The organism is Enterobacter cloacae complex sp. SHL020, assembly GCF_049236945.1.
Lineage (GTDB): Bacteria > Pseudomonadota > Gammaproteobacteria > Enterobacterales > Enterobacteriaceae > Enterobacter > Enterobacter dykesii.
Genome location: NZ_JBMKJF010000001.1, coordinates 37,802 through 63,481, shown reverse-complemented (window position 1 = coordinate 63,481; position 25,680 = coordinate 37,802). Strand labels below are relative to the sequence as shown.

17 protein-coding genes, 2 tRNA genes and 1 other RNA gene are annotated in these 25,680 nt (G+C 59.1%); 8 read left to right on the top strand and 12 right to left on the bottom strand.

Annotated elements, in window-relative coordinates:
* Nucleotides 1–153: 153 nt before the first annotated feature.
* Together rssB and rssA are read right to left on the bottom strand one after the other, a co-directional pair.
* Nucleotides 154–1,167 (bottom strand): two-component system response regulator RssB, encoded by a 1,014-nt coding sequence (gene rssB, locus ACOTZB_RS00310; protein ID WP_126328757.1) that lies wholly within the window; start codon nucleotides 1,165–1,167, stop codon nucleotides 154–156.
* Between the two features lie 91 nt (nucleotides 1,168–1,258).
* Nucleotides 1,259–2,161 (bottom strand): patatin-like phospholipase RssA, encoded by a 903-nt coding sequence (gene rssA, locus ACOTZB_RS00305; protein WP_337281233.1) that lies wholly within the window; start codon nucleotides 2,159–2,161, stop codon nucleotides 1,259–1,261.
* Nucleotides 2,162–2,275: 114 nt separating this feature from the next.
* On the opposite strand from rssA, the gene ACOTZB_RS00300 reads away from it, so the two are divergent.
* The 5 genes from ACOTZB_RS00300 (at nucleotide 2,276) to ACOTZB_RS00280 (ending at nucleotide 4,160) form a co-directional block, all read left to right on the top strand.
* Complete coding sequence (locus ACOTZB_RS00300; protein ID WP_421626200.1) at nucleotides 2,276–2,734, top strand: YchJ family protein; 459 nt, start codon at nucleotides 2,276–2,278, stop codon at nucleotides 2,732–2,734.
* Nucleotides 2,735–2,780: 46 nt separating this feature from the next.
* Nucleotides 2,781–3,623 carry a formyltetrahydrofolate deformylase gene (gene purU, locus ACOTZB_RS00295; RefSeq protein WP_023312104.1) on the top strand — a complete coding sequence of 281 codons (843 nt, stop codon included), beginning with the start codon at nucleotides 2,781–2,783 and terminating at the stop codon, nucleotides 3,621–3,623.
* A gap of 156 nt (nucleotides 3,624–3,779) precedes the next feature.
* Nucleotides 3,780–3,864 (top strand) — tRNA-Tyr (locus ACOTZB_RS00290).
* A 35-nt stretch (nucleotides 3,865–3,899) separates the two neighbouring features.
* Nucleotides 3,900–3,984 (top strand) — tRNA-Tyr (locus tag ACOTZB_RS00285).
* 45 nt (nucleotides 3,985–4,029) lie between these two features.
* A non-coding RNA gene (locus ACOTZB_RS00280) (RtT sRNA) lies at nucleotides 4,030–4,160 on the top strand.
* Between the two features lie 118 nt (nucleotides 4,161–4,278).
* On the opposite strand, the gene ACOTZB_RS00275 is transcribed toward ACOTZB_RS00280, so the two are convergent.
* Nucleotides 4,279–4,722 (bottom strand): Lrp/AsnC family transcriptional regulator, encoded by a 444-nt coding sequence (locus ACOTZB_RS00275; RefSeq protein ID WP_047651165.1) that lies wholly within the window; start codon nucleotides 4,720–4,722, stop codon nucleotides 4,279–4,281.
* Nucleotides 4,723–4,829: 107 nt separating this feature from the next.
* Between ACOTZB_RS00275 and ACOTZB_RS00270 the strand changes: the two genes are divergently transcribed.
* Entirely contained in the window at nucleotides 4,830–5,726 is an 897-nt protein-coding gene (locus ACOTZB_RS00270) for a DMT family transporter (protein ID WP_421626600.1), read from the top strand.
* Here ACOTZB_RS00270 and narI read toward each other — a convergent pair.
* The 5 genes from narI to ACOTZB_RS00245 form a co-directional block, all read right to left on the bottom strand.
* Nucleotides 5,723–6,400 (bottom strand): respiratory nitrate reductase subunit gamma, encoded by a 678-nt coding sequence (gene narI / locus ACOTZB_RS00265; RefSeq protein WP_047651167.1) that lies wholly within the window; start codon nucleotides 6,398–6,400, stop codon nucleotides 5,723–5,725. The genes ACOTZB_RS00270 and narI overlap by 4 nt on opposite strands.
* A complete protein-coding gene (gene narJ / locus ACOTZB_RS00260) occupies nucleotides 6,400–7,110 on the bottom strand; it encodes a nitrate reductase molybdenum cofactor assembly chaperone (RefSeq protein ID WP_039263578.1) in 711 nt (236 codons plus the stop codon). Before narJ ends, narI begins: the two co-directional genes overlap by 1 nt.
* Nucleotides 7,107–8,642 carry a nitrate reductase subunit beta gene (gene narH, locus ACOTZB_RS00255; protein WP_421626199.1) on the bottom strand — a complete coding sequence of 512 codons (1,536 nt, stop codon included), beginning with the start codon at nucleotides 8,640–8,642 and terminating at the stop codon, nucleotides 7,107–7,109. The genes narJ and narH overlap by 4 nt, the downstream gene beginning before the upstream one ends.
* Nucleotides 8,639–12,382, bottom strand: coding sequence for a nitrate reductase subunit alpha (locus ACOTZB_RS00250; RefSeq protein WP_421626198.1), 3,744 nt, complete (start codon nucleotides 12,380–12,382; stop codon nucleotides 8,639–8,641). Before ACOTZB_RS00250 ends, narH begins: the two co-directional genes overlap by 4 nt.
* 380 nt (nucleotides 12,383–12,762) lie before the next feature.
* Nucleotides 12,763–14,160: a NarK family nitrate/nitrite MFS transporter gene (locus tag ACOTZB_RS00245; protein ID WP_023335991.1), complete on the bottom strand. Its 1,398-nt coding sequence runs from the start codon at nucleotides 14,158–14,160 to the stop codon at nucleotides 12,763–12,765.
* Between the two features lie 309 nt (nucleotides 14,161–14,469).
* Here ACOTZB_RS00245 and narX point away from each other — a divergent pair, with 309 nt between their 5' ends.
* Entirely contained in the window at nucleotides 14,470–16,266 is a 1,797-nt protein-coding gene (gene narX, locus ACOTZB_RS00240) for a nitrate/nitrite two-component system sensor histidine kinase NarX (protein WP_421626197.1), read from the top strand.
* On the top strand, nucleotides 16,259–16,909 hold the full coding sequence (gene narL / locus ACOTZB_RS00235) for a two-component system response regulator NarL (RefSeq protein WP_008499531.1): 651 nt from the start codon (nucleotides 16,259–16,261) through the stop codon (nucleotides 16,907–16,909). Before narX ends, narL begins: the two co-directional genes overlap by 8 nt.
* A 3-nt stretch (nucleotides 16,910–16,912) precedes the next feature.
* Here the strand turns inward: narL and ACOTZB_RS00230 are convergent, their stop codons facing one another.
* The 4 genes from ACOTZB_RS00230 to ACOTZB_RS00215 are packed head-to-tail and all read right to left on the bottom strand — an operon-like array spanning nucleotide 16,913 to nucleotide 25,677.
* On the bottom strand, nucleotides 16,913–18,319 hold the full coding sequence (locus ACOTZB_RS00230) for a YchO/YchP family invasin (RefSeq protein WP_421626196.1): 1,407 nt from the start codon (nucleotides 18,317–18,319) through the stop codon (nucleotides 16,913–16,915).
* Between the two features lie 47 nt (nucleotides 18,320–18,366).
* The gene (locus ACOTZB_RS00225) at nucleotides 18,367–20,892 is read right to left on the bottom strand and encodes a molybdopterin-dependent oxidoreductase (RefSeq protein WP_421626195.1); all 2,526 of its coding nucleotides are present in this window, start codon (nucleotides 20,890–20,892) and stop codon (nucleotides 18,367–18,369) included.
* Entirely contained in the window at nucleotides 20,889–24,875 is a 3,987-nt protein-coding gene (gene nirB / locus ACOTZB_RS00220; RefSeq protein WP_421626194.1) for a nitrite reductase large subunit NirB, read from the bottom strand. The genes ACOTZB_RS00225 and nirB overlap by 4 nt, the downstream gene beginning before the upstream one ends.
* 13 nt (nucleotides 24,876–24,888) lie before the next feature.
* Nucleotides 24,889–25,677, bottom strand: coding sequence for an ABC transporter ATP-binding protein (locus tag ACOTZB_RS00215; RefSeq protein ID WP_421626193.1), 789 nt, complete (start codon nucleotides 25,675–25,677; stop codon nucleotides 24,889–24,891).
* Nucleotides 25,678–25,680 lie beyond the last annotated feature (3 nt).

Genomic DNA, 25,680 nt, shown 5'->3' with positions numbered 1-25,680 from the left:
AACGCGTTGAGTATATCAGCCTCGCCCCGCAGTCCGGGTCTGAAAAGAACGCGTTGCCGATCAATTAGGACAAATACGCATGAAACCGGGCAGCGATAGTAGCACTCCCCGTAAAACACAGGTAAAGCAATCTTAAAATTAAGATCCAATTGCTTATTCCGTGGACAACATTAAGCGTAGCCGTCCCCCGGCGCCCCAAATTTGGCACTGCCAGGAGGAACAGCGGTGGCTAATTTGATTAAGATAAGCCGTGCCCAATGTCCCAAGCGGCACACCGTTACTCACCTCAATATGATGTTCACCGGTATTCAGTGAAGCGTTGAGACCTGCTGAGACGAGGATCAGATTTTTTAAACCGCTGTGGTAATAGCCGACCAGCAGCGGGAACTGTCCAGGTAAATTGGCCTGACGAAAAAGCTGGTTTACCTGTTTGAGTAAACTGCCTAACTCCGGCAGCCGTTGTCCCTGATGCGATAACTGTTCCTGCAACAAACCATTAAATAGCGCGCGAAGAAGCAACGCGGCTAATACGCCATTATCCCCCGCACGGGTGACATCCAGAGAATAAAACGCAAGGTCTGAATCAGATAATGGTGCGATATCCAGCACGAGTCCCGGCTGGTCAGCCGCTACCAGCTGGCGATAATTTACGCGACAGTGTGAAATAGTTTGCTGTACGGGCGGCTGAAGTTCTTGCAACAGTTTCGCCGCAGCAGGAGGATCACTCACCAGGGCATCCCAGTCCTGGAAAAGACGCTCCTCTTCCTCTACCCGGGAATTAAACATATTCGGATAAAGGCACGCTAAGACCGTTTCTCGCAGCCGGTTCAGATCCTTGACCGGTTTAAGCAGAATATCCTGGACGCCAAGACGCAATGCTTTGGCGATATCCGCCATATTCTCTGTGGCAGAGATCACCAGAATCGGCGTCTGGTTACCTTCGTTACGCAGATGTTCAACCAGCTTCAGCCCATTCATGCGCGGCATCGCAATGTCGCAAATCATCAAATCGGGCGTAATGCTGATCATTTTTTCCAGGGCGTCGATACCATCTTCAGCCAGTGAAGTGATGGCTCCCAGCGATGATAACCACGAATCCAGTAGCGATCGGAAAACGGGCTCGTCTTCAACAATCAAAATGTGTTTTCCGGCCAATGGCTGCGTCATGGTTCCTCCCCTGGCTGACAGTAACTAAATAGTGGCATGCGATCGGCACTATCGCCTGTCAGATTTTGCTGAAGTAGTCAAAAAAAGGTGCTTAACGTGCGGTCTGCACAAAAGGCAACAATTCGTCCATTTTCTTTTCGACGGCTAACGAGCCCGCTGCGATGGCGGCCTCAGCCCGATGGAAATCAAGAGTAGAGATTTGCGGACAGTACGGCTGAATAAGAATATCCGGAGGGTCGCCTGCCATACGATTGCGCTTGAGGCGATTCTCCAGAACCTGGATTGACGTGGTCATGATTTCCATCGCCGTCGGCGCGGCAACCGAGCGTCGCGCGGCCATACGCCCGATTCTGCCGCGCAGGCGCTCATGCCAGGCCAGTTTCTCGCCCTCGGCATCTTCGCTCTGGAGATTGACCGGCATGAGGTCCTGTTGCATCAGGTGGGCGTCGTGCTGCAGGTCGACGGCAATCACGATATCCGCCCCCATTGCACGGGTCAGAGAGATGGGAACCGGGTTCACGACGCCCCCGTCGACAAGCCAGTAACCGTTGTGTGGAACAGGCGCCATGAGCCCCGGCATGCTGCAGGAGGCGCGCACGGCAAGATGGATATCCCCTTCGGTTAACCACAGTTCGCGTCCCGTGCTGAGGTTCGTCGCAACGGCGCCGAAGGGCATCTGACAATCAGTGAAGTCTTCGAGAGGCATAACCTGACGGAACTGGTTAAAGACGCGTTCGCCGCGCAACAGCCCGCCACGCTGCCACGAGAGGTCCATCAGACGCAGGACGTCCCAGTAGCTGAAGGAACGCACCCATGTCTCAAGTTCAGGAAGCTTCCCGCACGCGTAAGCGGAGCCGACAAGCGATCCTATTGAACACCCTGCGACAATATCTACGTCAATGCCCATCTTGTTTAAGGCATTAATCACGCCGATGTGTGACCATCCCCGGGCTGCACCTGAGCCCAGCGCCAGTCCAATTTTTACCTTTCTCATTAGCCCTGTTTTACTTCCCCTGGATTCCTGACATAGCGTCAACGCAACAGCTCAGTTAACATAGTGCTACCCGAAGCGTTTTACGCCTTTATTTTTTGTTCCAGGAAGAGAATCGTGTCTCAACTCTGCCCTTGTGGTAGCGCTCTGGAGTATAGCCTATGTTGCCAGCGATATCTGTCTGGCGATCAGGTTGCACCAGACCCGTCACACCTCATGCGTTCACGTTACACTGCTTTTGTGATCAAAGACGCAGACTACCTGATTAAAACCTGGCATCCCTCCTGCCACGCTGCCGAATTCAGACAGGACATCGAAGCCGGCTTCGCGAACACGCGGTGGCTCGGCCTCACCGTCTATGAATTCTCAACGGGCAGTCATGTTGATGAAGGTTACGTCAGCTTTGTTGCTCGTTTTACCGAGAATAATAAACCTGGTGCCATTATCGAGCGTTCCCGGTTCTTAAAGGAAAGCGGGCAGTGGTATTATATTGACGGAACGCGCCCACAGTTTGGTCGTAACGATCCCTGCCCGTGTGGTTCAGGTAAAAAATTTAAAAAGTGTTGCGGGCAGTAATGCCTGACAACCCAGACTTCGCAAATACAAACAGGATTTCCCGGCGATGCAATCATTACAACGTAAAGTTCTGCGCACCATCTGTCCCGATCAAAAAGGGCTGATCGCACGAATTACCAACATTTGCTACAAACATGAACTGAATATCGTGCAGAACAACGAGTTCGTTGACCACCGTACCGGCCGCTTCTTTATGCGTACCGAACTCGAAGGTATTTTCAACGACACCACCCTGCTTGCCGATCTCGACAGCGCGCTTCCGGAAGGTTCCGTACGCGAGCTGACCCCAGCCGGTCGACGCCGCATCGTGATCCTGGTGACCAAAGAAGCACACTGTCTGGGCGACCTGCTGATGAAAGCAAACTACGGCGGTCTGGACGTGGAAATAGCTGCCGTTATTGGCAACCATGAGACGCTGCGCACGTTGGTCGAGCGTTTTGATATTCCGTTTGAGCTGGTTAGCCACGAAGGTCATACCCGTGAAGAACACGACGATCTGATGGCCCAGGCCATTGAAGCGCATAACCCGGACTACGTGGTGCTGGCGAAATACATGCGCGTGTTAACGCCATCCTTCGTGGCGCGTTTCCCGAACAAGATCATCAACATTCACCACTCGTTCCTGCCAGCCTTTATTGGCGCGCGTCCCTACCACCAGGCGTACGAGCGCGGCGTGAAGATCATCGGTGCGACAGCTCACTACGTAAATGACAACCTGGACGAAGGTCCAATCATCATGCAGGACGTGATTCACGTGGACCATACCTACACGGCCGAGGACATGATGCGTGCAGGGCGTGACGTTGAGAAGAACGTGCTCAGTCGCGCTCTGTATCAGGTGCTGGCGCAGCGTGTCTTTGTCTACGGCAACAGAACCATCATTCTTTAATCTTTCGGAAAATGAATTGATTAGCTTTGCGCCTTTACGGATAAAAAGCAGGCAAACAGCTTCATTTACCTAAAGGAATGCTTTACAGGGGCGTCTCATTTGATATGATGCGCCCCGCTTCCAGCAGGAAGCAGGCCAGTAAAAGCATTACCCCGTGGTGGGGTTCCCGAGCGGCCAAAGGGAGCAGACTGTAAATCTGCCGTCATCGACTTCGAAGGTTCGAATCCTTCCCCCACCACCATCTCTCAGCACGACCTCAAAATTTGAATTACCCCTGGTGGGGTTCCCGAGCGGCCAAAGGGAGCAGACTGTAAATCTGCCGTCATCGACTTCGAAGGTTCGAATCCTTCCCCCACCACCATCACTTTCAAACGACTCCAAACCTTACGTGCGCACCATGCATCATGCATTTCCGTAACGGGGAAGGATGAGAAGCTTCGATTAAGGTTCGATTCGAGCGTAGCGAGAAAGCGTTGCCGCAGGCAACGACCCGAAGGGCGAGGCGCAACGCGCCGAGTAATCCTTCCCCCACCACCATCACTTTCAAACGACTCCAAACCTTACGTGCGCACCATGCATCATGCATTTCCGTAACGGGGAAGCCTTCGTAGGCCGGGTAAGGCGCAGCCGCCACCCGGCGACAGAAGCCAGAAGTCTACATCGGCGGCAAACGACGCTTCACCGGCGAACTTTTCACAATCGACGTATTGCACTGGGCATGCTCCGCCAGGCCGTCCAGCAGCACATCCAGTTGCTCTATCGAGCGCACCACCAGCCTAATCACAAAGCAATCTTCCCCGGTGACTTTGTCGCTCTCAATACATTCCGGCATCGCCTGAATGTATTTATCCACCTTATGCAACAGCCCCGGCAAAGGCCGCACGCGCACCAGCGCCTGCAGGGTATACCCCAGCGCTGCCAGATTCACCCGTGCGCCATACCCCTGAATCACGCCGCGCTCTTCCAGCCTCTTCAGGCGTTCTGCCGTGCTGGGGGACGTCAGACCGATGCGTCCGCTGAGGACCTTCAACGACATGCGCGCATCCTCGACCAGACAGGCTAAAATTTGCCGATCGATATCATCGATAAGGTATTCCATTCTTTTCACCTAATTTTTAAAAGTGATTTATCCCTTCAACCTTATATCACTCCTGTAAAACCCGACAGCGATTTTCGACAATATGCACATCAATCAGGAGGTGGATGATGCGTGATTTCCATAAAGGCGTCTGGCAAATGAGCCTGGCGATGTTAATTTCCGGCTCTATCGGCGCGTTTGTTTTACTCAGCGGTCTGCCGGTAACGGAAGTAGTGTTCTGGCGCTGTCTTATCGGGGCAATGGCGCTTTTTATTTTTATCCGGATGAGTCAAAAGCCCTTTAGCCCCCTCACCCGCACCACGCTGCTGCTGGCTATTCTCGGCGGCGTAGCGCTCGTGGTGAACTGGCTGCTGCTCTTCGCAGCCTATGAGCGGATCTCTATTGGTCTTTCGACCGTGGTCTATAACACCCAGCCGTTTATGCTGGTCTTAATGGGGATGTTTTTAGGCGAGCGCGTCAGCCTGGTGAAATGGGGCTGGCTGTTCCTCGCCTTTGGCGGCGTGGTGATCTTGCTCTCCAGCGAGCTGACCGGCGCGCACGGCGGTGAATGGCTCGCCGGAATCGGTCTGGCGATGGCCGCGGCTTTCTTCTACGCGGTCACGGCCATTATTGCCCGCAAACTCAGATCCGTTGCGCCGCAGCATATTGCCTTTATCCAGGTGCTGACGGGCGTCGTGATGCTTTTGCCGTTTGCCAGCATGCCGTCACTTTCCGGTGATTTTCCCTGGCCTACCCTGCTGACGCTGGGCATCGTCCATACCGGCATTATGTACCAGCTGCTCTACAGCGCGATCCAGAAGCTGCCTACGCCCATTACCGGCTCCCTGTCGTTTATCTATCCGGTGGTAGCGATCGTTGTCGATAATCTGGTGTTCGGACACTCGCTGAACCTGACCCAGCTGGCGGGCGGCGCGCTGATCCTTTTTGCTGCCGCGGGCAATAACCTGGGCTGGGGTGAAAAAAAACCCCGCGAGTGCGGGGTTGGTATCAAAACGGCGAATTAGCGGCGGGCACGTACAATCTGGTATTTGCGCGTCAGGTACTCCACCGGCGCGCTCCAGATATGCACCAGACGAGAGAACGGGAACAGCACAAACAGCGTCATCCCCAGCACCAGGTGAACGCGGAAGATAAACGCCACGCCGTCCAGGTGCGCGGAGGCTCCGCCGTGGAAGGTCACCACGGACTGCGCCCAGCCGACCAGCTTCATCATTTCGCTGCCGTCCATGTGCTGCGCCGAAAACGGAATGGTCAGCAGACCCAGCGCGCACTGCACCATCAGCAGGGAGAGGATCAGAATATCCGCTGCGGTAGTGGTTGCACGCACGCGAGGGCTGAACAGACGACGTTTCAGCAGCAACAGGCCACCCACCAGAGTCATCACGCCGCAGGCACCGCCGGCGATCATCGCCATCTTCTGCTTCACCTCGATCGGCAGCCACGCTTCATACATCCAGTGCGGCGTCAGCATCCCGAGGAAGTGACCGGCAAAAATCCCCAGAATACCGATGTGGAACAGGTTAGAGCCCACATGCATCCCTTTACGATCCAGCATCTGGCTGGAGGCCGCACGCCAGCTGTACTGGCCGTAGTCGTAACGCAGCCAGCTTCCCACCAGGAACACGGTGCCCGCGATATACGGGTAAATGTCAAAGAAGAACATATTCAGGAAGTGCATTAGTGCCGTCCTCCGTTAGAGATATTCAAATATTGCGGGGCAACCGCGCCGGCAAAGCGACGCTGGTGAGCGGAGATTTCAGACTCGCCGCAGTTCTGGTCAGCAAAGAATTTCACCTGCTCTTCTTCCCAGACCGCATCCAGCGCCTGTGGGGTATCGTCGCGGGCTTCATCCGCAATTTTCTCCGCCACTTTTTCACTGTCTACCGCGGCGTTGGCCAGCTTCACCAGCAGATCGAACAGCACCGCATAGCGGCTCTCGCGCTGCTGAAGACGCGCGCCGAGCAGCGCCAGGATCGGCGCGATATCCTGCAGACCGCCCAGCGCCTCCTCTTTCGGCAGCTGCGCCAGATACTCCAGATAGAGCGGCAGATGGTCCGGCAGTTCGCGGCTGTCGAGCTGCAGGCCGTGCTGTTCGTACTGGGCCATCAGGTCCACCATCGCCTGACCGCGGTCGCGGGACTCACCGTGCACGTGTTCAAACAGCAGCAGCGAGGTCGCACGACCCCGGTCAAACAGCTGGCTGTAGTCCGACTGGGCATCCAGAAGGTCGCGCGCCAGCAGATCGCGGAGGAAAACGCCAAGCCGCTGGGCATCGTCTTTATCCAGGTTTTCAGATGACGCGAGTGCATCAAAGAGTTCCTGCTGATGCTGCGCAAGCGCAGCATCCGGGTACTCGAGCAGACGCGAAACAATGACGAGTTCAATCATTGGTGCGGCTCCGTTTTGCTGGTCACATCCATGGCATCGATGCGGCGGCTGTTGAACAGGTTGAATTTGCTGTCTGACCCGTGGCAACCGTCACCAAAGGTAAAGCCACAGCCATTTTTTTCCGGGAAGGCTTCGCGGGCCAGCTCGCGGTGGCTGCTCGGCACCACGAAACGGTCTTCGTAGTTGGCAATCGCCAGATAGCGGTACATCTCCTGCGCCTGCGCTTCGGTCAGACCGACCTCTTCCAGCGCGCGGGTATCGGTCACACCGTCTACGGTTTCAGCACGTTTGAAGTGGCGCATCGCCAGCATACGCTTAAGCGCGAGCAGTACCGGCTGGGTGTCCCCTGCGGTCAACAGGTTCGCCAGGTACTGAACCGGAATACGCAGGCTTTCCACGTCCGGCAGGATGCCGTTGCTGCCCAGTTCGCCTGCGTCAGCCGCGGACTGAATCGGCGACAGCGGCGGCACGTACCATACCATCGGCAGGGTGCGGTATTCCGGGTGCAGCGGCAGCGCGAGCTTCCAGTCCATCGCCATTTTGTACACCGGTGACTGCTGCGCCGCCTCAATCACGCTCTGCGGCACGCCGTCCTTCAGCGCCTGCTCAATCACCTTCGGATCGTTCGGGTCGAGGAACACGTCCAGCTGACGCTGATACAGATCCTTCTCGTGCTCGGTGCTGGCGGCATTTTCAATCGCGTCCGCGTCATACAGCAGCACGCCGAGGTAGCGAATACGGCCTACGCAGCTTTCTGAGCAGACGGTCGGCATTCCGGCTTCGATACGCGGGTAGCAGAAGATGCACTTCTCAGATTTACCGCTCTTCCAGTTGAAGTAGATTTTTTTGTACGGGCAGCCGGTGATGCACATACGCCAGCCGCGGCACTTGTCCTGGTCGATCAGCACGATGCCGTCTTCTTCACGCTTGTAGATGGCGCCGCTCGGGCAGGTCGCCACGCACGCCGGGTTGAGGCAGTGCTCACACAGGCGCGGCAGATACATCATGAAGGTGTTTTCGAACTGGCCGTACATCGCCTTCTGCATGTTCTCGAAGTTCTGGTCTTTGGCGCGTTTCTCGAACTCGCCGCCCAGAATCTCTTCCCAGTTTGGACCGCTGGTAATCTTGTCCATGCGCTGACCGGTGATCAGCGAGCGAGGACGGGCGATCGGCTGGTGTTTGCTTTCCGGCGCGTTGTGCAGGTTCTGGTAGTCGTAGTCAAACGGCTCGTAGTAATCGTCGATGCCCGGCAGGTGCGGGTTAGCGAAGATTTTACCCAGCAGCATCGCGCGGTTACCCATGCGCGGCTGCAGCTTGCCGTTGATTTTACGGATCCAGCCGCCCTTCCACTTCTCCTGGTTTTCCCAGTCGGTCGGGAAGCCGGTGCCCGGCTTGCTTTCCACGTTGTTGAGCCAGGCGTACTCCATACCTTCACGGCTGGTCCAGACGTTTTTACAGGTGACCGAGCAGGTATGACAGCCGATGCATTTATCCAGATTCAGCACCATGCCGACTTGTGAACGAATTTTCATTTTACGCTCTCCTGTACCTGGTCATTACCTTCGCCGTCTAACCAGTTAATATTCTTCATCTTACGTACCACCACGAACTCATCGCGGTTCGATCCTACGGTGCCGTAGTAGTTAAAGCCGTAGGCCAGCTGCGCATAGCCACCGATCATGTGGGTCGGCTTCGGCGTAATGCGGGTCACGGAGTTATGGATCCCGCCGCGCTGCTCGGTAATTTCTGACCCCGGCAGGTTAACGATGCGTTCCTGCGCGTGATACATCATGGTCATCCCGGCCGGTACGCGCTGGCTCACCACCGCACGCGCCGTCAGGGCACCGTTGCTGTTGAACACTTCGATCCAGTCGTTATCTTCGATCCCCAGGTCTTTGGCGTCCGTTTCGCTCATCCAGACAATCGGACCGCCGCGAGACAGGGTCAGCATCAGCAGGTTGTCACTGTAGGTGGAGTGGATACCCCACTTCTGGTGCGGCGTCAGGAAGTTAAGCGCCTTCTCAGGGTTACCGTTCGATTTCGCGCCCATCACGGCCTTCACGGAGCGGGTGTCAATTGGCGGACGGTACACCAGCAGGCTTTCCCCGAAGTCGCGCATCCACTGGTGATCCTGATACAGCGACTGACGGCCTGACAGGGTGCGCCATGGAATCAGCTCGTGAACGTTGGTGTAGCCCGCGTTATAGGACACATGTTCATCTTCCAGGCCAGACCAGGTCGGGCTGGAGATAATCTTGCGCGGCTGCGCCTGAATATCGCGGAAGCGGATTTTCTCTTCCTCTTTATTCGTCGCCAGGTGCGTATGGTCGCGGCCGGTAAACTCGCTCAGCGCCGCCCAGGCTTTCACCGCGACGTGGCCGTTGGTTTCCGGCGCCAGGGTCAGGATCATCTCTGCCGCATCAATCGCCGTGTTCAGCATTGGCTGACCTTTCGCCGGGCCGTCCGCTTTGGTGTAGTTGAGCTTGCGCAGCAGATCCATTTCGCTCTGGGTGTTCCAGGCGATCCCTTTTCCGCCGTTACCGATTTTCTCCATCAGCGGGCCGATAGAGGTAAAGCGCTCGTAGGTTGCCGGGTAGTCGCGTTCAACCGGAATAATGTGCGGCGCGGTTACGCCCGGGATCAGGTCGCATTCGCCTTTTTTCCAGTCCTTCACGTCCAGCGGCTGCGCCAGTTCGGCGGCAGAGTCGTGCTGGATTGGCAGGGTCACCACGTCAGTCTCTTTGCCGAGGTGCCCTACGCAAACTTCGGAGAATTTCTTCGCGATGTCTTTGTAGATATCCCAGTCGCTTTTCGATTCCCACGCCGGGTCAACGGCCGCAGACAGCGGATGAATAAACGGATGCATATCCGAGGTATTCATGTCGTCTTTTTCGTACCAGGTCGCGGTTGGCAGCACGATGTCGGAGTACAGGCAGGTGCTGGACAGACGGAAGTCGAGCGTCACCACCAGATCCAGCTTGCCGTCGAGACCGTTGTCTTTCCACTCCACCTCTTCCGGCTTCACGCCGCCCTGTTTGCCGAGATCTTTCCCCTGGATACCGTTTTCGGTACCGAGCAGGTATTTCAGCATGTACTCGTGGCCTTTACCGGACGAGCCCAGCAGGTTGGAGCGCCAGATGAACAGGTTACGCGGATGGTTTTTACCGTTCTCCGGCTGTTCAGCCGCGAAACGGATTGAGCCATCCTTCAGGGATTTCACTGTGTAATCCACCGGTGATATGCCCGCCTGCTTCGCCGCTTCCGCAATGCGCAGCGGGTTAGTGCCCAGCTGCGGCGCAGACGGCAGCCAGCCCATGCGCTCGGCGCGCACGTTGAAGTCAATAAGGTGGCCGCTGTAGCGGGATTTATCCGCCATCGGCGACAACAGTTCCTGCGCGGTGACCGTCTCGTAGCGCCACTGGCTGGAGTGGTTATAGAAGTAGGAGGTGCTGTTCATATGTCGTGCCGGACGCTGCCAGTCGAGAGCAAACGCCAGCGGCTGCCAGCCGGTCTGCGGACGCAGTTTTTCCTGGCCGACGTAGTGTGCCCAGCCGCCGCCGCTCTGACCGACGCAGCCGCAGAAGATCAGCATGTTGATCAGACCGCGATAGTTCATATCGAGGTGATACCAGTGGTTCAGACCCGCACCGACGATGATCATCGAACGGCCGTGCGTTTTGTCCGCGTTTTCTGCGAACTCACGGGCGATACGGGTAATATGCGCGCGTGGCACGCCGGTGATCTGTTCCGCCCAAGCCGGCGTGTAGGCCTTCACGTCGTCATAGCCGGTTGCGCAGTTTTCGTCGCCCAGACCGCGCTCCAGACCGTAGTTCGCCATGGTCAGGTCATAAACGGTGGTGACCAGCGCGGTAGAACCGTCGGCCAGCTGCAGGCGCTTAACCGGCAGCTTGTGCAACAGAACGTTTTTCAGTTCGACCTTGTTGAAGTGCTCGGAACCTTCACCGCCAAAGTACGGGAACCCGACCTCGGCGATCTCGTCCTGGCTACCCAGCATGCTCAGGCGCAGCTCCGTCTCTTCGCCGGTGGTGCCGTTGCGTTGCTCAAGGTTCCACTTGCCCTTCTCGCCCCAGCGGAAGCCGATAGAGCCGTTTGGCGCCACCAGCTCGCCGTTGCTGTTATACGCAACGGTTTTCCACTCAGGGTTATTTTCCTGGCCCAGCGAATCCACCAGATCGGCCGCGCGCAGCGTGCGGCCAGCGGCATAGTAGCCCTCACGCTCTTCCAGCATGACCAGCATCGGCATGTCGGTGTAGCGGCGAACGTAGTCGGTGAAGTACTGGCTTGGCTTATCGAGGTGGAACTCACGCAGCATGACGTGGCCCATCGCCATCGCCATCGCGGCGTCGGTACCCTGTTTCGGCGCCAGCCACAGATCGCAAAGCTTGGCGATTTCCGCGTAATCAGGGGTGACCGCCACGGTTTTGGTGCCTTTGTAACGGACTTCGGTAAAGAAATGCGCGTCCGGCGTGCGGGTCTGAGGAACGTTTGAGCCCCAGGCGATAATGTAGCTGGAGTTGTACCAGTCCGCGGACTCCGGCACGTCGGTCTGCTCGCCCCAGGTCTGCGGAGACGCAGGCGGCAGGTCGCAGTACCAGTCGTAGAAGCTCAGGCAGGTACCGCCGATCAGCGACAGATAGCGCGCCCCGGAGGCGTAGGAGACCATCGACATCGCCGGGATGGGCGAGAAGCCCGCCACGCGGTCAGGGCCGTAGGTTTTAACGGTGTAGACGTTGGAGGCGGCAATCAGCTCGTTTACCTCTTTCCATGAGGAGCGAACGAAACCACCGCGACCGCGAGCCTGCTTGAAGCTTTTTGCTTTGTCCGCGTCTTCGATGATGGACGCCCAGGCATCAACCGGATCGCTGTGCTGCGCTTTCGCCTCACGCCACATTTTCATCAGGCGCTTGCGCATCAGCGGGTATTTAAGACGGTTAGCGCTGTAGAGATACCAGGAGTAGCTGGCACCGCGCGGGCAGCCGCGCGGTTCGTGGTTTGGCATATCCGGGCGGGTGCGCGGATAGTCGGTCTGCTGCATTTCCCAGGTCACCAGACCGTTTTTAACGAAAATCTTCCAGCTGCATGAACCGGTACAGTTCACGCCGTGGGTCGAACGGACGACTTTGTCATGCTGCCAGCGCTGGCGGTAACCGTCTTCCCAGTCCCGGTTGGTATCCAGAACCTGGCCGTGCCCATCGGCAAAAGTTTCACCCTTCTGTTTGAAGTAGCGAAACCGGTCCAAAAATTTGCTCATCGGGTATCTCCTGTGTGGAGCCTGTGGCTCTCTAAATCGACATTGCTGATTTGCAGCGAAGGTAACGCCCTGAAAGAGGGGGAGAATTGATAACGATCAAGACGAGGAGGGACTTTCCGGGGAGGGGTTACACCAAATACCACCAAAGCGGTATCTTTAAAAATTTCATATCACTATGAAATATATAATTATTTTTATTTTATCGTACAAAAAACCAGTCAAAATTTAACCTCTCAGGTATTAAGGGGTAGACCCACCTGCAAAGCGATGGCGATCGCTGTGCCACCGCAGGCGTCTGTCGTAAAAGCCGTAAGTATGTTGTAACTATTATTCAGGCTAAAAAAACGCGGCCCGAAGGCCGCGTAAACGGATAATCACACTTACTTATTTTTCTTGGTATTTCGGCCATATACCAGCCACGTAATCACAACGCAGGCGATATAGAAGACGAGGAAGACTTTCATGGCACCGGCCGGAGAGCCGGTCAGGTCCAGAGAGATACCGAACGCTTTCGGGATAAAGAAGCCGCCAATCGCGCCGATGGCAGAGATAAAGCCCAGTGCCGCGGCCGTATCCGTCGCCGCTTCGCGCATGGCCTGCTCTTCGCTCCCGCCCTGCGCCTTCACGCGGTCCATCGTCAGCTTACGGAAGATCACGGAGATCATCTGGAAGGTAGACGCACTCCCGAGCCCGGCCGTCAGGAACAGCACCATAAACACGCCGAAGAAGGCGATGAAGTTACCGCCCTGTCCGTCAGCGGGCAGCGTCAGGAACAGCAGCGCGCAGAAGACCGCCATCACGACGAAGTTAACCAGCGTCACGCGGGTACCTCCCAGGCGGTCAGAGACCATGCCGCCCAGCGAACGTGCAAGGGCACCAATAAACGGTCCGAAGAAGGCGAATTGCAGGATCTGAATCTCCGGGAACTGGGTTTTCGACAGCATTGCGAAGCCTGCCGAGAAGCCGATAAACGAACCGAAGGTCGCCAGATACAGCAGTGCCATCACCCAGAGGTGTCCACGCTTCAGCACCGGCAGCTGTTCGCTCAGCGACGCCTTCGACGCGGACAGGTCGTTCATAAAGAACCAGGCTGCGAGGGTGAAGACCACCAGGAAAGGTACCCAGATCCAGGCGGCGTTCTGCAGATAGAGGGAAGAACCATCTGCCTGCTCAACGCCACCGCCGCCAAAGGCCGCAAAAATGGAGACCGAGATCGCCAGCGGGGCAATGAGCTGCATCACGCTGACGCCCATGTTCCCCAGACCGCCGTTAATGCCCAGCGCGCCGCCCTGCTTCGCTTTCGGGAAGAAGAAGCTGATGTTCGCCATGCTGGAGGCGAAGTTCGCGCCCGCAAAACCGCACAGCAGGGAAATAATCACGAATACGCTAAACGGCGTAGAGGTATCCTGCACCGCGAAGCCGAGCCAGACGCAGGGGACGATCATGATGCCCGTGCTGAACGCCGTCCAGCGACGACCGCCAAACACCGGTACCATAAACGCGTAAGGTACACGCAGCAGCGCGCCTGACAGCGACGGCAGCGCGGTCAGCATAAACAGCTGATCGGTCGTAAACGTGAACCCGACTTTCGGCAGGTTGACCGCCACCGCGCTAAACAACATCCATACGCAAAACGCTAATAACAAGCACGGCACGGAAATCCACAGATTCCGGCTGGCTACACGATGGCCGCGCTGTTGCCAGAACGCCGGATCCTCTGGACGCCAGTCTGTAATAACGGCACCATTTTCCCTTTCGGGAGCGGATGAGTGACTCATAGACACCTCTGATTCTCAAATGATGCTGCAAACATTAGGGTTTTAGGGCGGCGGTAAGTTGATATAAATCAAAGGAAAAGTGGGAGGATTTACGGCGTAAAATAAAGCCTCATCCTTAGTGAGTAGGCTAATTCGGTGAAAAAGACGTGGTTTTTCACGGCAATGACGGTTCCTGGCTACCCCCACCTCCTTCCCCCTACTCCGTTGGCAATTTAGGGGTAATCCTTTATTGGTATGGGTATACTCCAGGGTATGCACCAGAATAGCGCCATTCCTGCAAGCAGGCCACGTCAGGAGCACGCCACCTCTATGTTAAAAAGATGTTTATCTCCGCTGACGCTCGTGAATCAGCTCGCTCTGATTGTTTTGCTGTCCACCGCCATCGGCGTGACCGGCATGGCGATCTCCGGCTGGCTTGTACAGGGAGTACAGGGTAATGCGCATGCCATCAACGAGGCAGGCTCGCTACGCATGCAGAGTTATCGCCTGCTGGCGTCGGTTCCCCTGACGCAGGACGATCGGCCCCTGATCGATGAAATGGAGCACACCGTCTTCAGCCCCGAACTGGAAAACGCCGCCATCCGCGCCGGTCAGCAATCCCAGCTTAAAGCCCTTCAGGGCTACTGGCACACCCAGCTGCAGCCTGGGCTGAAACAGGCGCGCAGCACCGAAACCGTTGCGCAGGACGTGGCGGGGTTCGTCTCACGCATTGATGCGCTGGTCTCCTCTTTCGACCAAACCACCGAATTACGCATTGACCGGGTGGTGATGGTGCACCGCGCCATGGCGCTGTTTATGGGGCTGCTGCTGATCTTCACCATCGTCTGGCTCCGCGCGCGGCTGCTAAACCCGTGGAAACAGCTGCTGGCGATGGCCCGCGCGGTCACCGCACGCGATTTTACCCAGCGCACGCACATCAGCGGGCGCAACGAGATGGCCATGCTCGGCCAGGCGCTCAACACCATGTCGGCAGAGCTATCCGAGAGCTACTCGGTGCTGGAACAGCGCGTTCAGGAAAAAACGGCCGGACTTGAGCAGAAAAACGAAATACTTTCCTTCCTGTGGCAGGCCAACCGTCGTCTGCACATGCAGGTGCCGCTATGCGAACGCCTCTCTCCGGTGCTGAACGGCCTGCAAAATCTAACCCTGCTTCACGACCTTGAGCTGCGCGTCTACGACGTGGAAGACGAAGATAACCATCAGGAATTTACCTGTCAGTCGGATATGTCCTGCGATGACAAAGGCTGCCATCTTTGCCCTCGCGGCCTGCCGCCGCTGACGTCCGGCGGCACCACCCTGAAGTGGCGCCTGACCGACAGCCACACCCAGTACGGTATTCTGCTGGCAACGCTGCCAGCCGGGCGTCATCTGAGCCACGACCAGCAGCAGCTGGTTGATACGCTGGTCGAACAGCTCACGGCCACGCTGGCGCTCGACAGGCATCAGGAAAAGCAGCAGCAGCTGATCGTCATGGAAGAGCGCGCGACCATCGCCCGCGAACTTCATGACTCGATCGCCCAGTCGCTCTCCTGTATGAAAATGCAGGTGAGCTGCCTGCAGATGCAGGATGCAGAGATGCCCGAAAGTAACAAGCAGCTGCTTAGCCAGATCCGCAACGAGCTGAACACCTCCTGGATACAGCTTCGCGAGCTGCTGACTACCTTCCGTCTGCAGCTGACCGAGCCGGGTCTGCGTCCGGCGCTGGAGGCCAGCTGTCACGAATTTAGCGCCCGGCTGGGGTTCCCGGTGAAGCTGGACTACCAGCTGCCGCCGCGGTTTGTCCCCTCCCACCAGGCCATACATGTACTTCAGATCGCCCGTGAAGCGCTGAGCAACGTGCTTAAGCATTCCGGCGCGACGGCGGTAACGGTCACCGTCAGCCAGCACAACAATCAGGTGAAGCTTACGGTTCACGACAACGGCCGCGGCGTGCCGGAAAATGCCGAACGCACTAACCACTATGGTTTAATTATTATGCGAGACCGCGCCCAAAGCCTGCGCGGTGATTGCCAGGTTCGCCGGAGAGAGACGGGTGGCACGGAAGTCGTGGTCACCTTTATTCCCGAGAAACCGCTTACAACTGCTCAAGGAGAAACCCATGACTAATCAGGAACCGGCATCCATCCTGTTGATAGACGACCATCCGATGCTGCGTACTGGCGTGAAACAGCTGGTCAGCATGGCGCCCGATATCACCGTGGTTGGCGAAGCCAGCAACGGTGAACAGGGTATTGAGCTTGCCGAATCCCTCGATCCCGACCTGATCCTGCTCGATCTGAATATGCCCGGCATGAACGGTCTGGAAACCCTCGACAAGCTGCGGGAAAAATCGCTTTCCGGGCGCATCGTTGTCTTTAGCGTGTCAAACCATGAAGAGGATGTGGTCACGGCGCTGAAGCGCGGCGCGGATGGTTATCTGCTCAAAGATATGGAGCCGGAAGACTTGCTTAAGGCGCTGCAGCAGGCTGCGGCGGGCGAGATGGTTCTCAGCGAAGCCTTAACGCCGGTGCTGGCCGCCAGCCTGCGCGCCAACCGCGCCACCTCTGACCGCGACGTCAGCCAGTTAACCCCGCGCGAGCGCGATATTCTTAAACTCATTGCCCAGGGGCTGCCGAACAAAATGATCGCCCGCCGCCTGGACATCACCGAAAGCACGGTCAAAGTACACGTGAAGCATATGCTGAAGAAAATGAAGCTCAAATCCCGCGTTGAAGCTGCGGTGTGGGTGCATCAGGAACGCATTTTTTAAGGATTACTCCTCCGGCAGAAGCTTCCAGCGCGGGTCGTTGTCCGGTAACGCGACCAGCGGCTGCACGACGGTCAGCACGATCTCATTGGACGAGACGCGCTGGCCCTTCTCATCTTCCACCACCGCCGACAGGTGCCAGCGGTTTGTCGCCCCTTCACTGTCATCCCAGGCAGGCATAATCACACTCCAGCCGTCGCTGCTGTTGCTTTTGGGCGGCGACGTCAGGCTCAGCGCCTGCGTATCCCCCTGCCAGTGGATCTGACGAATGCCGTGCGTGCTGCGAACCTGAAGCTTCAGCATAACGGTCTCGCCCCCTTTTAGATCCCACGGCGGCGTCGCCAGCCAGACGGACAGCGTTTTACGCTGGCGGAACTCCATCACCGGCAGGCTATTGCGCTCCGGCGAGTCGTAGCGGCTTCCGCGCAGGGAGCGCGCGGCGGCGACTTCACCGGCGGAAAGCTGCTTCACCAGCGGCACGCCAAAACGATAGTTGACCTTCAGCCCGAGGTTATTCTGGCTCTCGCCACTTTCGCCCTGCTTGTGCGCGGCGGTCAGGGTGACCAGCGGTACGGGGGTATAGTTAAGCCCCAGATTCACCGCCACCGGATTGTGATAGCCCGTTCCGCTGTTGAAGAGATCGACGTTATCGCCAAAGTATTGCTCGAAGCTCACGCTGGTATTCAGATGATGGAACCACGGCAGCCAGGCTTTCGCGGTGACGTCATAGCCGCGCGCCATCCGCTGTTCCTGGACGTCGGAGCGGTCGCGCCAGCCGGCAAAGGGCTGATAATAGTTTGCTGACAGGCGCAGATTTTCCCCCCACGCTTCTGCACCCAGCCCGGCACGCTGCAGATTTTCGTCCAGCAGGTTATCGTAAAAGGTGTTGTAACCCAGCAGCCATTTCCCGGCGACCCAGCGCTGGCCGATTCCAGCGTTACTGACCAGGCCATCCGTCTGCTGGGTCAGGCCAAGCTGGCTCCAGCTCAGGTAACGGTTGTTATCGTTCCAGGGGATAAACCAGCTCCCGCTGCTGCCGTTAAATTTGCCATCGTTATCTACCAGCAAGTTCACACTGGCGTTCCCCCAGGGCGAAAGCCAGGATTCAATCTGCTGGTTCACTTCGCCGCTCACCGCGTCGCGCACCTGGCCAAACGCAAACTGCCGCGCCTGCTCGCCGGTGGTGAGACCGTTGTCGGTCATGCTGGCCTCACCGAAGGCTTTCGCCATTTCGGCCAGATGCTTTTCCCCCTCGCCCGTTGGCGCCGCCATGCCGAGGTCGGGCAAACTATCCCCGTTATTATCGAAGGGATTTTGCGCCTGCTGCATAAAGGAATTCGGCGCACCGTGAACGGCTCCGACCGTAACAAGGGGGAGTAATAACAGCAAACGAATGCGGGACGATACAGCCATCAACGTCGTAAATAAGAACCTGTGTTTATGAATAAACTCCTATTATGTTAACGCGATAAGCCTTGAAATGCAGTTCTGGCGGACATTTCAGGATTATCCTGAAACAGCCCTTTCAGCTCCGGCACGCAGGAACCACAGTTCGTACCACAGCGCAGCGTCGCCCCCAGCGCGGTGACGGAATCACATCCGCCGACGATCGCCTCCCGTATCGCATTCTCCCCGACGCTGAAACAGCTGCAGATGATGCGTCCCGGATCCGCCGCCTTCCCGACGCTCTGTCCGTTCAACAAGGCGTGGCGTTCTGCGAGAAGCACGGGTGGGGATTGAAAAGCGGCTTCAATCACCGCATGCGCCAGCGCCGGTAACGCGGTGCCCTCCCAGAAGCCCAGCATCAGCCGGCCTTCATGCCAGGCCAGCACGCTGCTGCGTTCACCGGTTTGCGCAACCTGCAGCTGCCAGCCCTGAGCGCTGGCGTATTCCATTACCCACGGCAGCAGCGGTTGATCGCCCGCCACCGTCAGGCGTGAGGCTTTACGCCACCAGTAAGCCGAAGAGGGCATTTCCGGCCATTCCCGGGCATAGAGTTCCCCCTGCCAGGCGGGCTGCCAGGGCAGGATCCTGACGGCGGTTTGTTTACTCTCCGGCTGGCCCGAAACCGGATCGCAGCGCCCTTCCACCAGCGCATTCACCTTTCCCTGGCGGGAAAACCCGGCGTTCCAGTGCATCGGGGCAAAGGCCTCGCCTTCCCGTATCCCGTCGCTGACGCACACTCTTGCCACCATCACGCCGCGCGGCGAGCTGATGCGCGCCAGCTGGCCGTCGCACAGGGAAAACCGAACGGCGTCTGCGGGGCAAATCTCAACAAACGGTTCGGCGATATGCTGCATCAGCCTCGCCACGTATCCCGTTCGGGTCATGGTATGCCACTGATCGCGGATGCGCCCCGAGTTGAGAATCAGCGGGTATAACGCGCTGACCGTCGCGCCGTGCGACAGAGGGTTAACGGGAACGATGTTTCGGCACGGGAAATCCCCCGTCGGCCACTGCCAGGGCTCAAGCTGCTCCCACTCCTCACGGGTTAGCGCTGCCAGTTCATGAAGATTCAACGCCCGCGCGCCGTCATTTTCAAAGGCCGTCAGCGCCGCATGTTCGCAAAAAATCTCGTGCGGATGTTGCCAGGCAAAGGACTCGCCGTAGCCCAGCCGTTTCGCCATCTGCGCGACGATCCACCAGTCCGGCTTCGCCTCGCCCGGCGCGGGCAGAAACGCGCGCTGGCGCGAAATGCGGCGCTCGGAATTGGTCACCGTGCCGTCCTTCTCTCCCCAGCCCAGCGCCGGAAAACGGATATGGGCGAATCGGCTGGTGTCGGTATCGTTCATCACCTCAGAGATCATCACCAGCGGGCAGTTCGCCAGCGCCTGACACACCGCGTGGCTGTCCGGCAGCGAGACGGCAGGATTGGTGCCCATGATCCACACCGCCTTCACCTCACCGCGAGCAATGGCATCAAACAGCTCCACCGCCATCAGGCCCGGCGTCTGCGCCAGCCGTTCCGTTCCCCAGAAACGCGCCACCCGCGAGAGGTCGTCCGGCTCAAAGTTCATGTGCGCCGCCAGCTGGTTCGCCAGCCCGCCCACTTCCCGTCCGCCCATCGCGTTTGGCTGTCCGGTCAGCGAAAACGGGCCGCAGCCCGGACGGTTGAACTTCCCGCTGGCAAGATGAACGTTAATGATGGCGTTACACTTGTCGCTGCCGCTGGCGGACTGGTTGATCCCCATCGTGTAGAGCGTAATCGCGCGAGGCGCGGTGACAAACCAGTCGTAAAAGGTAGCAATCTCCTCTGACGGAAGGTCGCAAAACTCCGCCACGCGGGCAATCGGCCACTCCTCATCACCCTGGATCAGATTGAGTAACCCGACATACAGCCCGGCGTCGCTGCCGGGGGCGAGCGCAAGATGCAGATCGGCTATATCGCAGGTGGCGGTGCGGCGCGGGTCAATCACCACCACCTTCATCTGCGGATTACTGTGCTTTGCCTGCACCAGCCGCTGATACAGCACCGGATGGGTCCATGCAGCGTTGGATCCCACCAGCACCACCAGTTTGCTGTTTTCCACATCCTCATAGCTGCACGGCACCACGTCTTCGCCAAAGGCGCGCTTGTAGCCGACCACCGCCGAAGACATGCAGAGCCGGGAGTTGGTATCAATGTTTGCCGCACCGATAAACCCTTTCATCAGCTTGTTGGCGGCATAGTAATCCTCGGTCAACAGCTGGCCGGAGGCGTAAAACGCCACCGCCTGCGGCCCCCATTTATCGATAATCTCCCGCAGGCGCTCTCCTGCCGCGCTCAGCGCCTGAGCCCAGTCCACCTCAAAGCCGTCAACGACCGGGCGCAAAAGCCGCCCCTGTAACCCCGTGGTCTCCCCCAGAGCCGATCCTTTCACGCACAGGCGACCCAGGTTCGCAGGATGGGTTTCATCTCCCCGAACGCTGACCGCTTCACCTTCCACGCGGGCGACCACGCCGCAGCCCACCCCGCAGTAGGGGCACGTTGTCCGGGTTTCCGTCATGAGGCCTCCGCACGCATTACCAGGGCGTCGCTGCCAACCCACACCTTGCCGTTTTCAATTTTCACTGGCCAGGCGCGCACCGCGGGTTCGCCGTTCTCCACCTGACAGCCGTCGCGCAGGCGAATGCGCTGCTTGTAGAGCGGTGAAATCACCACCGGCTCGCCCGCCGCATCGCCAAGAATGCCGCGGGAAAGCACGTTCGCATCGCCGCCCGGCTCCCGATCGTCGAGGGCGTAAACGGTTTTGCCAAAGCGGAAGAGCGCAATCGGCTTACGTCCAAGCCGCGCGCCGATGCCCGCCTGCTCGGGGATATCGTCGATGCCGCAAATTTCCTGCCAGCGCTTGCTTTCATCCGGCGCGGTGTCGTTCACCGTCGTGCGGAACAGCGCCAGGCGGTTGGGATCGCTGAGCGTGGTTTGCCATTCGCACTGGTAGGTTTCCACCACCCGGGCCATCTCCTGCTCCAGCTCGTGGGCGATGCCGAGGCTGTCGTTGAGGATCACCTCGCGCAGATAGTCGAGGCCGCCGTCAAGGTTGTCCATCCAGGTGCTGGTGCGCTGCAGGCGATCCGCCGTGCGGATGTAAAACATCAGGAAACGGTCAACGGTGCGGATCAGCGTTTCATCATCGAGATCGCTGGCGAAGAGATCCGCGTGGCGCGGCTTCATCCCGCCGTTGCCGCACAGATAGAGGTTCCAGCCCTTATCGGTGGCAATGACCCCCACGTCTTTGCTCTGCGCCTCCGCGCACTCGCGGGTGCAGCCGGAGACCGCCATTTTGATTTTGTGCGGTGCGCGCAGCCCCTTGTAGCGGTGCTCAAGCCTGACCGCGAGGCCGGTGGAGTCCTGCACCCCGTAGCGGCACCAGGTTGAACCGACGCAGGATTTCACCGTGCGCAGGGATTTCCCATAGGCGTGTCCGGTCTCAAAACCGGCCTCCACCAGCGCCTGCCAGATCTCAGGCAGCTGTTCCAGAGTGGCGCCGAAAAGGTCGATTCGCTGTCCGCCGGTAATTTTGCTGTACAGGCTGTAGCGTTTCGCAATCTGCCCGATGGCGATCAGCCCGTCGGCGGTCACTTCCCCTGCGGGCATGCGCGGCACGATGGAGTAGGTGCCATCCTTCTGGATGTTGGCGAAGTAGCGGTCGTTGGTGTCCTGCAGCGGCAGGTGCGCCGGTTTCAGCAGATACTCGTTCCAGCAGGAGGCGAGTACCGACCCCACCAGCGGCTTGCAGATCTCGCATCCGTGCCCCTGTCCGTAGCGGCTAATCAACTGGTCGAAAGTGCGGATATGGTTGACCCGCACGAGGTGGTATATCTCCTGGCGCGAGTACGGGAAGTGCTCGCAGATGTCCTTTTTCACCTCCACGCCCTGCTCCGCAAGCTGGAACTCCATCACCTGCTTCACCAGCGCGCTACATCCCCCGCAGCCGGTCGCCGCTTTGGTGCACTGCTTAACGGCGCCGATATCCGCCGCGCCCGCGCTCACCGCCCGGCAGATATCGCCTTTACTGACGTTATGACAGGAGCAGATCTGCGCGCTTTCCGGCAGCGCCGCCACGCCCAGCGCTTTTGGCGCGCTGCCTGACGACGCGGGTAAAATGAGCGTTTCCGGCTCTTTCGGCAGGGCTATCCCGTTGAGCATCATCTGCACCAGCGTGGCGTACTCGCTGGCATCGCCCACCAGCACGCCGCCGAGCAGCGTTTTACCGTCGTGGCTGACCACGATTTTCTTGTAGACTTGCTGCGGACCGTGCGTCCACTGGTAGCTCAGCGCCCCCGGGGTGCGCCCGTGCGCGTCGCCGAACGAGGCCACGTCCACGCCGAGCAGCTTGAGCTTAGTGCTCATATCCGCGCCGGTGAAGGTTTTATCCTCACCCGCCAGCGCGGCGGCGGCCACCCGCGCCATCTGATAGCCGGGCGCGACCAGTCCGAAGATTTTCCCCTCCCACAGGGCGCATTCGCCGATGGCCAGCACGTCCGGATCGGAAGTCTGGCAGCCGTCGTCAATGCAGATCCCGCCGCGTTCGCCGATAGCCAGCCCGCTGCTGCGCGCCAGCGCGTCCTGCGGACGGATGCCCGCCGAAAAGACCACCATGTCCGTTTCCAGTTGTTCGCCATCGGCAAAGCGCAGCACCAGCCCGCCGTCCGCGGTGGCGATCTCCGTCGTGGCTTTACTGGTGTGAACGCCGACGCCCAGCGCCTCGATTTTCTTGCGCAGCATCGCCGCGCCATCGCTGTCGAGCTGGACCGCCATCAGGTTGGGCGCAAATTCCACCACGTGGGTTTCCAGCCCGAGCTGCTTCAGGGCATTCGCCGCCTCCAGTCCGAGCAGGCCGCCGCCAATCACCACGCCGCGGCGCGAGCCCGCCGCATGTGCAGCAATGTTGTCCAGGTCGTCAAGGGTGCGGTAGACAAAACAGCCCGGCAAATCGTTGCCCGGCACGGGCGGAACGAACGGGTATGAGCCTGTCGCCAGCACCAGCTTGTCCCAGTGGGTCTCATGCCCGCTGGCGGTGCGCACCACGCGCGCGTCGCGATCGATAGCGACGATCTGCTGCGACAGGCGCAGCTCAATGCCGCTGTCGGCAAAGAAATCCCCCTCCACCAGCGAGAGCGACGCCGCGCTGCGGCCGCCAAAATATTCCGACAAATGCACGCGGTCATAGGCGGCATAGCGCTCCTCGCCAAAGACGACGATCTGATACTGCTGATGCAGATTGTGCTTAACGCAGTCTTCGAGGAAATGATGGCCGACCATACCGTGCCCAACCACCACCAGAGTAGGTTTTGTCATAGCATTCTGTCCTGCAACCTGCGGTTGCGTAGTGAAACGATCGAACAGCCAGTCCGCGTGGGCGGGCGTGGCCGTTGCCAGTAAATCGGTAAACGTTGCCGCGCTGCGGCAGTCGCCCATCAGCAGCGCGCCAGCCAGCGCCCCCTGATGGATCAATAAACGACGATAGTGGCGGGTCAGAGGATCCCATGCGCTCCAGACCACGTCGCCCTCCTGCTCCGCCGCGCGGCCGAGGCTGAACAGCTCCACGCCCGTCACCTTGAGGCGCATCCCGCTGTCGGTCAGGGTAAACGGCGCGGTGGCGTCCCCGGCCAGCCGCGCGGCGAGGATCTCCGCCTGCACCATGCAGGGGGCGACCAGGCCAAGCGTCTGCCCGTCAATTTCGCAGCACTCGCCGATGGCATAGACGTTCGGTTCGGAGGTTTGCATCTGGTGATCCACCACGATGCCGCGCGCGCAGCGAATGCCGCTGGCCAGCGCCAGCGCGACGCTGGGCTGCACGCCGGTCGCCAGCACCACGCGCGCGGCGGCGACGCTGCGTCCGTTGAGCAGCGTCACGCTATTTCCGCTCACCGCTGCGATGCCCGAGGCGAGCTCACAGCGCACGCCCCGCGCCGCCAGAGCCTCTTCCAGCAGCATTCCCGCCTGCCGATCAAGCTGCTGCTCCATCAGCCACGGACCGCGATGAACAAGCGTGACGTTGTCACCTGAGCGCGCCAGCGCCGCCGCCGTCTCAACCCCGAGCACGCCGCCGCCCAGCACCACCGCCGGACCGGCGATCGCCCGAATGGCCCGCGTATCCTCCAGAGTGCGGAACGTGAACACATGCGGTGCATCGCAGCCGGGGATTGGCGGAATAAAGGGCGTTGATCCGGTGGCAAACACCAGCGCATCCCAGCTCAGCGTGCGGGCGGTGGTTTGCACTTCCCGCGCGTCCACGTTCACGGCGATCGCCTTTTCACCCCGCAGCACCGTCACGCCGCGCGCCTGGTACCAGTCGTCATCCTGAAGGCAGATGTCTGCAGCCTGCTTTTCACCGCCCAGCACCGGCGAAAGCTGGATGCGGTTATAGGCATGCTCCGGCTCCTCGCCGATGACGGTGATAGCGAAACGACCGGCAGCACGCCCGGTGAGCGAGGCAATCAGCCGCGTGGCCGCCATGCCATTTCCGATAATGACCAGTCGCATCCAGGCCCCCTCGTTACGCCGCTTTCGGCTGCTTTTCATAGAGGAAATGAAGGATCTGCTGGCGCATGTGGTGATAGCGGCTGTCGTCGGCCAGCTGCACCCGGTTGCGCGGGCGCGGCAGATCGACGCGCAGGATCTCCCCGACGGTGGCCGCCGGGCCGTTGGTCATCATCAGCACGCGATCGGAGAGCAGCACCGCCTCGTCCACGTCGTGGGTAATGAGCACGATCGTGGTGTTCAGCGCCTGCTGGATCTGCATCACCGAGTCCTGCAGATGCGCGCGCGTCAGGGCATCGAGCGCGCCGAAGGGTTCATCCATCAGCAGGACTTTCGGCTTCATCGCCAGCGCGCGAGCAATGCCGACGCGCTGCTTCATGCCGCCGGAGATCTCCCCCGGGCGCTTGTGCAGGGCGTGCCCCATCTGCACGCGGTCGAGGTTGTGTTCAATCCACTCCCTGCGCTCCGCCTTGCTCATGCTGTGGCGGAACACGTGATCGACCGCCAGGGCCACGTTGTCAAAGCAGGTGAGCCACGGCAGCAGCGAATGGTTCTGGAACACCACCGCACGTTCCGGACCCGGACCGGCGATTTCGCGGTTGTCGCAAATCAGCCCGCCTTCCGTCGGCAGGGTAATACCGGCGATGAGGTTAAGGAGCGTCGATTTGCCGCAGCCGGAGTGACCAATCAGGCTCACGGTTTCGCCCTCGTGGATATCAAAAGAGACGTTCTGCAGCGCCAGAAACTCGCCGCTGGCGGTGGAAAAAAGCTGGCTCACGGCCTGGACCTGAATTAATGGTTTCATGTT

Coding starts and splice junctions, on each gene's coding strand:
- nirB (WP_421626194.1), bottom strand. CDS start 24,875: ATGCGACTGGTCATTATCGGAAATGGCATGGCGGCCACGCGGCTGATT.
- purU (WP_023312104.1), top strand. CDS start 2,781: ATGCAATCATTACAACGTAAAGTTCTGCGCACCATCTGTCCCGATCAA.
- ACOTZB_RS00270 (WP_421626600.1), top strand. CDS start 4,830: ATGCGTGATTTCCATAAAGGCGTCTGGCAAATGAGCCTGGCGATGTTA.
- rssA (WP_337281233.1), bottom strand. CDS start 2,161: ATGAGAAAGGTAAAAATTGGACTGGCGCTGGGCTCAGGTGCAGCCCGG.
- narJ (WP_039263578.1), bottom strand. CDS start 7,110: ATGATTGAACTCGTCATTGTTTCGCGTCTGCTCGAGTACCCGGATGCT.
- ACOTZB_RS00230 (WP_421626196.1), bottom strand. CDS start 18,319: ATGGCTGTATCGTCCCGCATTCGTTTGCTGTTATTACTCCCCCTTGTT.
- ACOTZB_RS00245 (WP_023335991.1), bottom strand. CDS start 14,160: ATGAGTCACTCATCCGCTCCCGAAAGGGAAAATGGTGCCGTTATTACA.
- rssB (WP_126328757.1), bottom strand. CDS start 1,167: ATGACGCAGCCATTGGCCGGAAAACACATTTTGATTGTTGAAGACGAG.
- ACOTZB_RS00225 (WP_421626195.1), bottom strand. CDS start 20,892: ATGACGGAAACCCGGACAACGTGCCCCTACTGCGGGGTGGGCTGCGGC.
- narL (WP_008499531.1), top strand. CDS start 16,259: ATGACTAATCAGGAACCGGCATCCATCCTGTTGATAGACGACCATCCG.
- narX (WP_421626197.1), top strand. CDS start 14,470: ATGTTAAAAAGATGTTTATCTCCGCTGACGCTCGTGAATCAGCTCGCT.
- ACOTZB_RS00250 (WP_421626198.1), bottom strand. CDS start 12,382: ATGAGCAAATTTTTGGACCGGTTTCGCTACTTCAAACAGAAGGGTGAA.
- ACOTZB_RS00215 (WP_421626193.1), bottom strand. CDS start 25,677: ATGAAACCATTAATTCAGGTCCAGGCCGTGAGCCAGCTTTTTTCCACC.
- narI (WP_047651167.1), bottom strand. CDS start 6,400: ATGCACTTCCTGAATATGTTCTTCTTTGACATTTACCCGTATATCGCG.
- ACOTZB_RS00275 (WP_047651165.1), bottom strand. CDS start 4,722: ATGGAATACCTTATCGATGATATCGATCGGCAAATTTTAGCCTGTCTG.
- narH (WP_421626199.1), bottom strand. CDS start 8,642: ATGAAAATTCGTTCACAAGTCGGCATGGTGCTGAATCTGGATAAATGC.